Genomic DNA, 13483 nt, shown 5'->3' on the forward strand with positions numbered 1-13483 from the left:
TCCTAGTATAACTTCTGAATGACTTCATTTGAAATGCCATATCCATGTTCCGCCGTTGGGAAAGCGCCTTCGCCGACTTCATCGATATAGCCTTTAAAGGCGGCTTTCATAGCTTCGCCGATATTGGCATAACGTTTAACAAATTTCGGTGTAAAATCAGAGAACATACCAAGCATATCCTGATATACGAGAATCTGTCCGTCGCAGTCTGCCCCTGCACCGATACCAATGGTCGGCACCGGAACAGCTTCTGTCACTTTTTTCGCCAGGGCAGACGGTACACATTCCAGAACAATGGCAAATACACCGGCTTCGGCAATCGCTTTTGCATCATCCAAAAGTTTCTGGGCCGCCGCTTCATCTTTTCCCTGAACTTTATATCCGCCAAAGGCATTGATTGACTGAGGTGTCAGTCCCAGATGGCCCATCACCGGAATTCCCGCCTGAACGATGGCTTCAATCTGAGGCACGACCTCAACGCCGCCTTCCAGTTTCACTGCATTGGCACGCCCCTCTTTCATCAGACGTCCTGCATTTTTCAACGCATCGTAGACGGAGCCCTGATAAGACATAAAAGGCATATCCACAACAACGAGGGCATTCTTTGCGCCTCTGGCGACTGCCGCGCCATGATGAATCATATCCTCCATAGTCACAGAAATCGTATCCTCGTAACCAAGAATCACATTTCCCAATGAGTCGCCAACAAGAATGCCGTTAATTCCGGCCGCATCCAACAGACTTGCCGTTGAATAATCATAGGCTGTCAGCATGGACAGCTTCTTTCCATCTTCCTTTGCCTTTCTAAAAGTTGCAACTGTGTTTTTCATCTTACTTCTCCATTCCTTTCAAATATTTGGGATAAACTGCTGTAATCCCGTTCCGGATGTTTCCGTTTTGCGATATCTGTCAACACTTCCGACAATCGTATATAAATTTCTTTTTCTTCCGGAGGCAGTACATTTAAATGCTTTCGGATGGTCTTTTCATCCGCCCGCTCCACCGGTCCTGTCAGAGCGGCCGCCGTCCCTACGCGGGCTACCGACTGACAATTGTGGAGAAATAACGGCTTGAGCGCCGCTTCCCCGCTCTCTCTGTCAAATCCACAGTCCATCAATAAATTGACCCCTGTTTCAAACAGACCTGTGACCAGATTACTCGCAAAGACAGCGGCTCCGTGATAAAGTGCCTTCTGCTCTGCCTGAATGATGCGCACAGGATTCCCCAGATTTTCAAAAAAATCTTTCCAGAAACCGATATGTGCTTCCGGTCCTTCAATTGTAAAATAAGCTTGAGAAATTTCCTGATACGATTGCGATCTGCTGTGAATCGCAAACAAAGGATGGATAGAATAACCAAATGCTCCCATCTGGTTAATCTCAGAAAATACGGCGCTCGTCATCACGCCGCTACAGTGACAAATAAACTTGCCTGTCAAAGAATATCGTTTTATAGAATTCCATACATCTTCAATGGCCCCGTCAGGAACCGTCAAAAAGAGAGCATCACTCGACCCAATCAAATCTTCAAGTGTCTCGTAATACTTTGTATGTGTAAAAACAGATGCCTGTCTGGCTGACTCTTCACTTCTGCTATAGTATCCGGATACACACACGTTGCGTTCCGACATGTATTTTCCCAGAGTAAAGCCAACTTTTCCTGCACCAACAAATCCTATTCTCATCCTGACCACCTTCTTTCCAAGGTGATGCTCCCACGGAATCCCATTCGCTCACGATATAAGTTCCATTACGGATTCAAAGACTTAAATCCAGGATTTGCAAACAAGCTTTCAATCACGTTATACCCACAGGGCCCCCCTCATGTCATATGCTTCGCATGGGGCACGCTCCGTCAGGCTCCGCGTGTCACGGTATAGTTTCCTGAGGAATACTATCCGCAACCATTATACCATATTTTAACTCTGTGTAAAGTTAAAAAAACCACTACAAATATCAATTATTTTCTACGCTGTCAATGGTCTGCTGAATAATGCTCCGCACCATATCTTCGCTGAGACCGCCCGGCGCATATCCATAAACATTTCCATTTTTATCAATCATAAATGTGGTTGGAAAAGCCTGAATGCCATAGGCAGCAAAAACGCTTCCGTCCAAATCCATGGCTACCGGATAGGTATAGCCGTTCTCGGTCAAAAAGCTTTCTATTTCTTCCTGAGTTCCATCGCTGTTGTTCGGATGGGCCTCTGTTTTCGGATTGGCTACGCCAAGGATGATTATATCCCCTCTGTTGCCTCCGTAATCTTCATAAACTTTCTGGATATATGGCATTTCCATCCGACATGGTCCGCACCATGTGGCCCAGAAATTCAGGAATATAGTCTTCCCTTTATATTCGGACAGGGTATGGACATTTCCAAACTGGTCCGTCAGTGTAAAATCCGGTGCCGCCACCGTCTCTTTTCCGGCAGCTTTCGTTTCATGGACTGTATCCGCCGGTGCCTCTGTCTCCTCTGCCGCTTCGCCCGTTTCCGCAGCCGCTGCTCTCTTCGGACGGTCCGTTCCAAAGCCGGACAAATATCCCGTGAGACCATTCATCCACCCGGTCATCGTCATCACCCCCATAAGGATGAGAAGAATGCCGCCGATTTTAACCGTATATTGAATTGCCTGACGTTTCCGGTTAAAGAAATCCAGCGCCGTTCCCGCAAAGATGCCCACAGCAAGAAAAGGCAGAACGAAGCCTGCCATATAGACGCCAATCAATGCAAATCCGGACACCGCTGTTCCCGCGGAAGAAGCCATGAGCAGCACACTGGCCAGCACCGGACCGACACAAGGCGTCCATGCGAAACTGAAGGTAAAACCGAGAAGCAGCGCCATAAGCGGTCCAAAAGTCTTTCCTTCCATAGTAAAAGGCAGACGACGGGTCTGTTCCATCGACCGGGACTTTCCAAAAACCCCCAACTGATACAAACCAAGGCCAATCATGATGAGACCGCCGATTCGAGTGAACCAGACCTTATTGCCGCTGAAAAATCTTCCGATGGCTGTGAAGCCAAGGCCCAACAGAATAAAAGCAAAACCGATGCCCAAAATGAAAAACAAGGTATGAATCAGTACCTTTTTTCTTGGATAGTAAACTTTCCCATGCTCATCGGTCCGGTACATACCGCCGGCCAGATAACTGATATATAACGGCACCAACGGTAAGATGCACGGTGAAAAAAAGCTGAGTAAGCCCTGTATAAATACTGTGATAAAAGGTATTCCTGTTTCAATATTCATAAACAATTTTCCCGTCACAAATCGTAAATTTAACCTTACCCTGGAGCCTTTCCCCGATAAATGGCGAATTGGACGCTTTCGATGCAAAATGCTCACCGACGGTCCAGGTTTCATTTTCATCAAAAATGACCAGATCGGCTTTGCCTCCCACAGCCACGTAGCCCGCATCCAGGTGATAAAGATTCGCCGGGTTTGTGGTCAGCTTCTCAAGGAAATGAGAAAGACTTAAATACCCCGGTTTCACCAAATGGGTAATACCAAGAGCCAGCGCTGTTTCCAGACCGATCATTCCACTTGGCGCATTCTTCATATCCCGTGCCTTCTCCTCCCCACTGTGAGGCGCATGATCCGTCGCAATAAAATCAATGGTATCGTCCATCAATCCATGAATAATCTCCTGACGGTCTTCCTCGGTACGAATCGGAGGATTGACTTTGGCAAGGGTCCCCTTAGCCAAAACTGCCTCTTCCGTCAACGAAAAATGTTGAGGTGTCGCTTCGGCATGAATATTTTTTCCAAGAGCTTTCATGGCACGGACAATAGCCACAGACGTACCGCTGCTGATATGTTGAATATCAATAGAAGCACCCGTACTTAAAGCCAATGCACAATCTCTGGCAACGAGTACATCCTCAGCGACTGCCGGCGCACCTTCCACGCCGACTGCTGTCGATACCGGTCCCTGATTGACGCCAAAGCTTCCGATGAGCGCCGGGTCCTCCTCATGAAAACTCAGAGGTACATCCAGCGCCTTCGCCATCTTCATTGCCTCCATAACGATCGACGTATCTTTGATCGGTACCCCATCATCAGTAAATCCAACAGCCCCCAACGCTTTTAAACTGATCATATCGGTCAGCTCCGTACCGCCAAAGCCTTTCGTGATGGCCGCCGTATTTAATACATGGATTGGCATTCCGGCCGCCCGCTCCCGAAGATAAGTCAGGGTTTCTTCATTGTCCACCACTGGTTTTGTGTTGGCCATACAGATGACCGTCGTATAGCCGCCGGCAGCCGCAGCCGCCGCTCCTGTTGCCACATCCTCTTTATAGGTAAATCCCGGTTCTCTGAAATGTACATGCACATCGATCAAACCCGGAGCTACGATCAGGCCCGCCGCATCGATGATTTCATCCGCTTCCCGATGCTTTTGCTCGGCACTGCCCGGCGGTATAATTCCCGCGATCCGGTCCCTTTCGATACAAATATCACATATTTTATCTGTCTGGCTTTTTGGATCTACCAAACGCCCGTTTTTAATCCATAACATCCCTGCTCCTCCTGCATTTCTTTTAATATTCTTCCCATTTATCAAGACAATCTTTCATATCTTTAAATTTCCTGTTTCGAATTTTTACAGCTTCTTCGCCCTTTCCATTACTATAATCATAGAAACCCCGTCCATTTTTTACGCCATAAAAGCCCTGCTCATATAGATTGCGAATGATCCCTTGGGGCTCTTTAACATCACACAAATCCGCATTTAAATATTCGGATATATGATAAAAGGTATCCAGACCGCCAAAATCTGCCACCTCAAAAGGCCCATAAGCTGCATATCGAAAACCAAGACCATATTTCATCACTGCATCCACATCCTCCGCCGTCGCTATTCCCTTTTCGACAATATCCATACATTCTCTTAAAACAGCGAACTGAACCCGGTTGGCAATGAATCCGGGAACATCCTGACGGCAAATAACCGGCTTCTTATCAATGGCTTTGGCCAGTGCATAAACCTCATCCACATATTTCTGCTCTGTTTTATCGTTACAGATAATCTCTATCAAAGGGATCAGGTTCGATGGGTTAAACCAGTGCATTCCGAGAAACCGCTCCTTCCCATGAACCCGCTCACCGATTCGATTTATAGACAGACCAGACGTATTCGTTGCCAGAATCGTTTCCGCCCCGACAATTTTCGATAAGCGCTCAAAAAATTCCTGCTTCACCGCCAGATTTTCCACAATAGATTCGATAATGATATCACATTTTCCCAAATCTTCCAACCGGGTCGTATAATACAGCGGCACTCCCTCGTCCAAAGTGATTATCTTTTTCCCCCGTTCCAGAGATGCTTCTGTCCGCCCGTAAATTCGTGTTTCATACCCTTTTTCTGCAAATATCTGAGCCATGGTGGCCCCCATCAGACCCGTGCCGCAGATTCCAATTCTCTTCATTGCATATCCTCCCATTCATGTTTCTCTCCCGTACTGATTCAGTATCTCACATAAAAATTCCTGATACTCTTCAGCCACATTTTCCGGTGATAAAATTTTCGCCCCGGCACCAAGTCCGGAAAGCCAGCCAAAAAAGGGATGGCTTACAACAATCCGGACTCGAATATCAAAATGACTTTCTCCAACCGGACGAATAGTAACATCCTTTCCGAAACGGTCGATGACTACTCCAATCAATCGATTCTCAAACCGTATCTTTACATCCTGCTCTTCGCCGCCAAACATCCCGAAAATTTTTTTGGAAAATACAGCCGTATCAAAATCATCAAAATGCTCCCGGCCAAGTCTGGACTCCTTTGTCATCTCGATACCCAACATCTTATCTACCCGGTAATGTTTGACCATTCCTGCTTCCTCGTCAAAACCCAACAGGTAATAATTTTCATCATCCCAGGTCAGTACCCAGGGACTAATACAATAAAAAGCCCCGTCCCTCCGCAGCTTCATCCCCTTCGGCACGGTCCACTCATAATATTGAAACCGAATCTTTACATTCTCCGAAATGGCATTATGAATTTTATCTACATTATAATAGATACTTTCATTCATCGTCTTAATCCGATTTGCCACATAGACCTGACGCTGGAGTTGACGGGCTTCATAGTGGCTTGCCAGCCCTTCAAGTTTTTGAATCAGCTCACCGGATTTCTTTGCCGTAATAAATTTTGATGCCTGCACCGTATCGACCAATAACTTTAGTTCCGGCAGTTCAAAATCCCTTTTTCCCAGATAGTATCCGGCCGGAGCATCCTTCCGGAGAATAATATCCATCCCGAAAGTTCTCAGCGTCTCAATATCGGCATAGATACTTTTTCTTTCCGCCTGAATACCATTACGCCCCAATTCTGCCATCAAATCTGCCATGGTCAACGGATGTTTTTCATCACTGCGCTCAAGAAAAAACCGCATCAGATATAAAATCTTTATCTTCTGATTCTGTAACTTTGCCATATCGTCTCTAACCTCTCCATTCCAGACAATTATATCAATGTCCTATAAAAAGGACAATGCTTTTATAAATCATTTAAAAGCCAAAAGGTCTTAAAAGAACATCTCATTCTTTTAAGACCTTTAATTATCACGTCATAATACCATGAAGCACCCGTTCCGCTTCCTCTACACGTGCTTCGAACAATTCATAAAAATCCCCGTTCGCCGGAAAGGCTTTCATATAAAAATTCTGTAAGATATAGAGACTTACCTGGCGGCGCAAGCTATCATCATTTTTTGCATCCAGTCGTTGCTCAATATCTTTCAGGAAATAATGCCAACGGCTGATATAAGCTTCCTGCCGTTTGAGTTCCGGTTCCTCCAGCCATTTTTTAATCTTCACTTTCGTTGGATGAGAATTTTTACATTCATGAACCTGAAGAAAATATGTAAAGCTATCCTGTTCATAGTATCGTCCCAGTGGAAACAGCCGACAGATTCCCGGCCGGATATCATGGATCTCACAGCGATTTTGTTCGTCCAAAAACGCGCAGCAGTCGGATGTTTCCGTCATTTTCAGATTCGGCAGAATAATACCATCCGCCACATTCAGTTCAATCTTATCCTTCAACAGTTCTTCAAAGGTAGAGCCAAGCCGGGTCACCAGCCGAACTATATCCAGAGGGTCAAGGAGAATACTCCTGCCCATTCCCCGGCAACAGCTTCCGCAACCGATGCACCCGGCTTTTATCATATCCCCGGAACTGTAATATCTTCCATCGGAAATATCCGCCATATTCACATATCTTTTCATATCTCGTCCCTCGTTTAACCAACATTTTCGGAAATATCACAATACCTTATAGAATCCGATACCTCTGGCCTCCGGTCCGGTATGAGAAGCAATACTACATCCCAGATTACCATACACCACGTCAAATCCCGGAAAAGCATCAGCCACTTCCTGACGCCAGGCTTCTGCATCCTCTGCTCTCCGGAAGGACCCAGCAGTTCCCACCCGAACCTTCGACATATCGGCTCCATCCAGACGTTCTTTAAAATCATTTTTCAGAGCTTCGATCAGCTTAGCCCGACAGCGTTTTATCCCGCGAGCCTTTGCGTAAGCATCCAATCGATCACCCTGAATCGAAAGAATCGGTTTTATATTGAGGACACTGCCGATGGCCGCCGCCGCCGGAGTGATTCGTCCGCCCTTTCTTAAAAATTCCAGTGTATCCACTGCTATATAAATACTTGCATCATAAGCCGCTTCCTCTAAAGCTTTTTTTATCTCAAGCGCATTTTTCCCCTCATTGGCCAGCTTTATGGCATCTAACACAGACGCATACTGAGTAACAGAAATGCGATGATTATCAACGACCTGAACCTTACCATCATAATCCTCAGCTAATATCATGGCACTGGCACAGGAATTACTCAGACCACTCGACATCGGAATATAGACAAGCTCATCATAGCCATCCGCCAGGACCTGCCCCCACAGATCCATCACATCTCCCGGTGACGGCTGAGATGTGGTAATATCACCGCCGCTCATCTGACTTTGAAAAAATGCTTCCTGGGTCAGATTCACACCTTCATAATATGTTTTTCCATCAATCATCACTGGCATAGGCACAACAAATGCGCCAATTTTTTTACCCATTCCTGCCGTGATACCGCTGTTGCTGTCTGTCACAACCGCTGTTTTCATTCCCCATCCCTCCTAATTATACTGCTGCCGGCTGAACTCGTTTTCCAATCCGCCTTCTGGCCCATATAAAGCATATGACATGGGCAACAAATGTGACGATCCATGTGACCGGATAAGAATAATACACCATCTGTATATTATGAAACTCCGGCATTTGAAAAATGGTTGCCAACCAAAGAATACGAAGACCGCAGGCTCCGATCGTCGACACGATCATCGGCATAATGGAATAGCCAATTCCCCGCAGACTTCCAACCATGACATCCATCATCCCACAAAGTGCATAGGTTGCAGCTATAACTCTCAGCCGGACAAGGCCGGCCTGAATGACTTCCGGACTGGATGAATATACACCAAGTAATGGATTTCCAAAAATAACACAGGCATTGCCTAAAACGAGCCCTGCCACAATGGCACAGATCTGTCCGCAAAAAAGAATACGATTGACTCGTTCGTACCTGCCTGCACCCATGTTCTGGCTCGTAAACGAAATCGTTGCCTGATGAAAAGCATTCATGGACACATAAACAAAACCTTCAATATTCGCTGCTGCCGAATTCCCGGCAACGATCGTTGCACCAAAAATATTGACAGATGATTGAATCAATACATTGGACAACGCAAACACAACCCCCTGAAACCCGGCCGGCAAACCGATTCTTAAAATTTTCTGCAGCTTATCTTTATAAATATGAAGTTTTGAAGGAACGAGATGAATACCACCCTTTTCCTTCATAAGACATCGAAACACAAGACCTCCGGACACTGTCTCAGAGATTACCGTAGCCAGAGCAACTCCCGCCACATCCAGACGACAGACAACAACAAAAAACAGATTTAGAATTACATTAATAATTCCTGCTCCGGTCAGATAAAACAACGGCCGACGCGTATCTCCCACTGCTCTCAAAATCGCACTGCCAAAGTTATAGACCATAACTGCCGGCATTCCGACAAAATAAATTCGAAGATAGAGCGTTGCCAGACCGATGACCTCCTGAGGCGCCTGCATCCAATTTAAAAGTACATGAGCGCTGATAATTCCGCCCACCATCAGAAACAGACCACTGAACAAGCTCAAAAGCATGGCCGTATGTACCGTTTCTGTCAGATCCTTTTCCTGTTTTGCTCCATAACAGAGGCCGGTCAAAACATTGACGCCAACCGATAAACCGATAAATAAATTTGTCAGCAAATTGATCAAAGCCGTATTCGAACCTACCGCTGCCAGTGAATTATCTCCTGCAAAACGGCCTACGACAACTATATCTGCCGCATTAAATAACAGCTGAAGAACACTGGAACAGACCAGCGGTATGGCAAACATCAGCATCTTTTTCATGATCGGACCGCTGCACATATCCATCTCAAATCTTTTTTCCTGTTTTTCTTCCACAATAGATCATCTTCCTACTTTCATTTAATGCCCGATTAAAGGCTACAGTCTCTATGATAGCACTTTTAATTCAACCTGTCATCCGCTTATTTTAAAAAATGAGAACCGGTTCTCAGTGACATTCCGGTTCTCATTCTGCTTTTTATTTCTTTTTAATCTCTTACTTTAATATGGGCTTCCCGGAGCTGCTTTTCCGTCACCTCATTCGGTGCACTGCACATTAAATCCTGGGCATTGCTGTTCATCGGGAAGGCAATGACCTCGCGAATATTTTCTTCGTTACGGAGCAGCATGATCATTCGGTCAACCCCCGGAGCCATTCCTGCATGCGGCGGAGCACCGAACTGGAAGGCATTGTAAAGAGCACCAAATTTTTCTTTCAGGGTTTCTTCATCATAACCCGCAATTTCAAAAGCTTTTACCATAATTTCAATGTCGTGATTCCGCACAGCGCCAGAGGACAATTCCACGCCATTGCAGACAATATCATATTGGTAAGCCAGAATATCCAGAGGATCTTTTGTCTTCAAAGCTTCCAGCCCTCCCTGAGGCATAGAAAATGGATTATGCGTAAAACCGATTTCCTTCGTCTCCTCATTGACTTCATACATTGGAAAATCATTAATGTAACAGAAACGATAGGCATTTTCCTCCAACAGATTCATCCGCCTGCCAAGCTCATCCCGAATCTGTCCCGCATATTTGCAGGCCAGCTTTTCCGCTGCCGCAATAAAGAAAATCGTATCACCGGCAGACAGACCGGCAATTTCAGCCAGTTCTTTTTTCATTTTCTCCGGAATAAACTTATCAATCGGTCCTTTATAACTCAAATCTTCAAGAACTTCCAGATATCCGAGACCGCTCATACCCATTTCCTGAGCAAACTTCAAAAGCTTTTCATGGAAGCCTTTCGACAAATCCCCATGAACCCGAATAGCCCGAACTGTTTTTTTATGAAACGGCTTGAAAGTACATCTCTGGAAAAATTCTGTTACATCGATAATCCGCAGCGGATTGCGAAGGTCCGGTTTATCCGTACCAAATTCCAGCATGGCCTGCTTATAACTAATGACCGGAAACGGCGCTTCTGTCACCGCACACCCTTCCGGTGCAAAGGTTTTGAAAGTCTCAGCAAGAACTTCTTCGCCAACCTTAAATACATCCTCCTGCGTAGCAAAACTCATCTCAAAATCTAATTGGTAAAATTCTCCCGGAGAACGGTCAGCCCGGGCATCCTCGTCACGAAAACAGGGCGCAATCTGATAATATTTATCAAATCCGGCCGTCATCAAAAGCTGTTTATACTGCTGTGGTGCCTGAGGCAGAGCGTAAAATTTCCCTTTATGGACACGGGACGGAACAATATAGTCTCTGGCACCTTCCGGAGAAGATGCACAGAGAATCGGCGTCTGAATTTCTGTAAAGCCCATATCCTCCATCTTGTTCCTAAGGAAACGGATGACTTTGGATCGGAATAAAATATTCTCCTTCACTTTCTGATTTCTTAAATCAAGATAACGATATTTCAAGCGGACATCTTCCCGAATATCCTTCGATGTCGTAATTTCAAAGGGTAAATCCCGGTAAACCTTACCCAGAATATCCACCTTGTGAACTTCCAGTTCGATTGTTCCCGTTGCGATCTTTGGATTATAGGTTTCCTCATCCCGCTCTGTGATCACGCCTTCTACGGAAAGGCACTGCTCTTTACGGATACCTTTAAATAAATCCGTATTTCTGAAAACCACCTGAACAACTCCATACATATCCCTTAAATCTACAAAAGATACGCCGCCATGATCACGGATATTTTCAACCCACCCGGCCAATTTCACTTCTGTACCGATGTCACTTTCACTTACCTGATCCATTGTTTTGCTGCGATATACGTTTGACATTTTCCTTCTTCCTTTCTGCTCTGTTCGTTGTTGGAATGTGTTCAAAAAAGGACTGTGTGGAGCCGATTCTCACAAAGACCAAAGCGGACAAGTCCGCCTCGAAATGCCTATCTCCCTTAATCCTTGAGGGACTTGCTCCGTTTTGCGCGCCGATGCGCGGCTGCTAAAGAGGCCTTCTTCTGCACATCGTGCGCATCTCGCGGAGCGTTTTGTTGTACAGGTAACAAAGTTTCCTATAGAACAAAAAAACTGCTCATCCTGAAATTCCTTTCAGGACGAACAGTGTATATCCGCGGTACCACCTGACTTACTGTCATAATAACAGTCACCTTCATGACCTGCTGTTTTAACGTCCAGCTCACGGCGCCCCTACTAATCCAAAGGATTTTCAGTTTGCAGCTGATAGAGTGTTATTCCTGCAAATTCACTTTACGGGCATCTCACCATCACCCGCTCTCTGGAAACGATAATCCACAGTACTTCTCTCCGTCATCGCTTTTCTCAGAATTTTATACCCATACTTTATATTTGTCAAGTGGTAAATCAGATTTTTATAAAATATCAATGTATTCCCCGGCAAGGGCTTTGTTCATGCTCCGGACAGCGCAGAACTTACCGCACATACTGCATGTATCGTTGTGATCATCTTCCGGAAGACGGTCATCCCGAATGGCTTTGGCTGTTTCTGGATCCAACGCACAGGCAAACTGGGCATCCCAGTCCAGATTCCGGCGCGCATCCGCCATACGGTCATCCATATCCCTTGCCCCCGGAATACCTTTTGCAATATCGGCAGCATGGGCCGCTATTTTAGAAGCAATGATTCCCTGTTTCACATCATCCACATTTGGCAGAGCCAGGTGTTCCGCCGGCGTCACATAACATAAAAATGCAGCGCCGTTCATGGCAGCCACCGCACCGCCGATAGCGCTTGTTATATGGTCATAACCGGGGGCAATATCTGTCACTATCGGTCCCAATACATAGAAAGGCGCGCCCATGCAAAGAGTCTGCTGAACTTTCATATTGGCAGCCACCTGATCCAGCGGCACATGTCCCGGTCCTTCTACCATAACCTGGACATTATGGTCCCAGGCCCGCTTTGTCAATTCACCCAGACGAACCAGTTCTTCAATCTGACATACATCCGTGGCATCGGCCAGACATCCCGGACGACAGGCATCGCCGAGAGATATCGTCACGTCGTATTCTTCACATATATCCAGAATCTCATCAAAATATTCATAGAAAGGATTCTCTTCTCCCGTCATACTCATCCATGCAAATACCAGACTGCCGCCTCTGCTGACAATGTTCATCTTTCTCTTGTGTTTCTTTATCTGCTCAATTGTTTTACGTGTAATTCCGCAGTGCAGCGTCATAAAATCCACACCGTCCTCTGCATGCAGCCGAATCACATCAATAAAATCCTTAGCCGTCAATGTTGCCAGATCTCTCTGATAATGAATCACACTGTCATAGATAGGAACTGTTCCGATCATAGCCGGACAATCGCTGGTCAGTTTCCGCCGGAAAGGCTGAGTATCCCCATGGCTCGATAAATCCATGATGGCTTCCGCTCCCAAATTGACCGCACTCATCACCTTCTGCATCTCCATATCATAATCCTTACAGTCTCTGGATACTCCCAGATTGACATTAATCTTTGTGCGAAGCATACTGCCTACCCCTTCCGGATTCAGGGATTTGTGATTTTTATTGGCACAAATCGCCACCTTTCCTTCAGCCACCAGCTTCATCAGCCGGTCCACCGGCATATGCTCCTTTTTAGCCACGACTTCCATTTCGGGAGTCACAATTCCTTTACGTGCCGCATCCATCTGTGTTGTGTAATTTCGCATTTTTATACCTCCATTTATCTGATCGAATAAGACAAAATGGCCGGGGCAACACAAAAACGGATATACCTCGCATGGCATATCCGTCTCATCACATCGCTATGTCCCTACGTTGGCATTATCCAAATCAGGTTCAGGGTCAAGACCGTATCGTCTACTCTCAGCCTGCCTGCGCAAGCTCCCCTTTGTCATATATTA

11 protein-coding genes, 1 riboswitch and 1 other annotated feature are annotated in these 13483 nt (G+C 45.9%); all 11 genes read right to left on the reverse strand.

The features are described from left to right. Positions 1–2: 2 nt before the first annotated feature. Positions 3–830 (reverse strand): 3-methyl-2-oxobutanoate hydroxymethyltransferase, encoded by an 828-nt coding sequence (gene panB, locus EV212_RS03160; protein ID WP_132088764.1) that lies wholly within the window; start codon positions 828–830, stop codon positions 3–5. Continuing rightward, positions 827–1684 (reverse strand): Rossmann-like and DUF2520 domain-containing protein, encoded by an 858-nt coding sequence (locus EV212_RS03165; RefSeq protein ID WP_132088767.1) that lies wholly within the window; start codon positions 1682–1684, stop codon positions 827–829. Before EV212_RS03165 ends, panB begins: the two co-directional genes overlap by 4 nt. 271 nt (positions 1685–1955) lie before the next feature. After that, on the reverse strand, positions 1956–3254 hold the full coding sequence (locus tag EV212_RS03170; RefSeq protein WP_132089263.1) for a redoxin family protein: 1299 nt from the start codon (positions 3252–3254) through the stop codon (positions 1956–1958). Continuing rightward, positions 3238–4518, reverse strand: coding sequence for a dihydroorotase (locus tag EV212_RS03175; RefSeq protein ID WP_132088770.1), 1281 nt, complete (start codon positions 4516–4518; stop codon positions 3238–3240). The genes EV212_RS03170 and EV212_RS03175 overlap by 17 nt, the downstream gene beginning before the upstream one ends. Before the next feature lie 22 nt (positions 4519–4540). Beyond that, positions 4541–5428 carry a 3-hydroxyacyl-CoA dehydrogenase family protein gene (locus EV212_RS03180; protein ID WP_132088774.1) on the reverse strand — a complete coding sequence of 296 codons (888 nt, stop codon included), beginning with the start codon at positions 5426–5428 and terminating at the stop codon, positions 4541–4543. A gap of 15 nt (positions 5429–5443) precedes the next feature. Then, the gene (locus tag EV212_RS03185) at positions 5444–6439 is read right to left on the reverse strand and encodes a helix-turn-helix transcriptional regulator (RefSeq protein WP_132088777.1); all 996 of its coding nucleotides are present in this window, start codon (positions 6437–6439) and stop codon (positions 5444–5446) included. Positions 6440–6566: 127 nt separating this feature from the next. Next, the gene (locus EV212_RS03190) at positions 6567–7232 is read right to left on the reverse strand and encodes a YkgJ family cysteine cluster protein (RefSeq protein WP_132088780.1); all 666 of its coding nucleotides are present in this window, start codon (positions 7230–7232) and stop codon (positions 6567–6569) included. 36 nt (positions 7233–7268) lie between these two features. Beyond that, entirely contained in the window at positions 7269–8132 is an 864-nt protein-coding gene (locus EV212_RS03195) for a DegV family protein (RefSeq protein ID WP_132088783.1), read from the reverse strand. 16 nt (positions 8133–8148) lie between these two features. Continuing rightward, positions 8149–9498: an MATE family efflux transporter gene (locus EV212_RS03200; RefSeq protein ID WP_132089266.1), complete on the reverse strand. Its 1350-nt coding sequence runs from the start codon at positions 9496–9498 to the stop codon at positions 8149–8151. Positions 9499–9680: 182 nt separating this feature from the next. Beyond that, the gene (aspS, locus tag EV212_RS03205) at positions 9681–11426 is read right to left on the reverse strand and encodes an aspartate--tRNA ligase (protein WP_132088786.1); all 1746 of its coding nucleotides are present in this window, start codon (positions 11424–11426) and stop codon (positions 9681–9683) included. 268 nt (positions 11427–11694) lie between these two features. After that, positions 11695–11928 (reverse strand) — a binding site (T-box leader). A gap of 49 nt (positions 11929–11977) precedes the next feature. Next, the gene (thiC, locus tag EV212_RS03210) at positions 11978–13288 is read right to left on the reverse strand and encodes a phosphomethylpyrimidine synthase ThiC (RefSeq protein WP_132088789.1); all 1311 of its coding nucleotides are present in this window, start codon (positions 13286–13288) and stop codon (positions 11978–11980) included. 83 nt (positions 13289–13371) lie between these two features. Continuing rightward, positions 13372–13480, reverse strand: a riboswitch (TPP riboswitch). Between the last annotated feature and the right edge of the window lie 3 nt (positions 13481–13483).

Source organism: Frisingicoccus caecimuris, assembly GCF_004340975.1.
Taxonomy (GTDB): domain Bacteria; phylum Bacillota; class Clostridia; order Lachnospirales; family Lachnospiraceae; genus Frisingicoccus; species Frisingicoccus caecimuris.

Coding starts and splice junctions, on each gene's coding strand:
- panB (WP_132088764.1), bottom strand. CDS start 830: ATGAAAAACACAGTTGCAACTTTTAGAAAGGCAAAGGAAGATGGAAAG.
- EV212_RS03165 (WP_132088767.1), bottom strand. CDS start 1,684: ATGAGAATAGGATTTGTTGGTGCAGGAAAAGTTGGCTTTACTCTGGGA.
- EV212_RS03175 (WP_132088770.1), bottom strand. CDS start 4,518: ATGTTATGGATTAAAAACGGGCGTTTGGTAGATCCAAAAAGCCAGACA.
- EV212_RS03180 (WP_132088774.1), bottom strand. CDS start 5,428: ATGAAGAGAATTGGAATCTGCGGCACGGGTCTGATGGGGGCCACCATG.
- EV212_RS03185 (WP_132088777.1), bottom strand. CDS start 6,439: ATGGCAAAGTTACAGAATCAGAAGATAAAGATTTTATATCTGATGCGG.
- EV212_RS03190 (WP_132088780.1), bottom strand. CDS start 7,232: ATGAAAAGATATGTGAATATGGCGGATATTTCCGATGGAAGATATTAC.
- EV212_RS03195 (WP_132088783.1), bottom strand. CDS start 8,132: ATGAAAACAGCGGTTGTGACAGACAGCAACAGCGGTATCACGGCAGGA.
- EV212_RS03200 (WP_132089266.1), bottom strand. CDS start 9,498: ATGGATATGTGCAGCGGTCCGATCATGAAAAAGATGCTGATGTTTGCC.
- aspS (WP_132088786.1), bottom strand. CDS start 11,426: ATGTCAAACGTATATCGCAGCAAAACAATGGATCAGGTAAGTGAAAGT.
- thiC (WP_132088789.1), bottom strand. CDS start 13,288: ATGCGAAATTACACAACACAGATGGATGCGGCACGTAAAGGAATTGTG.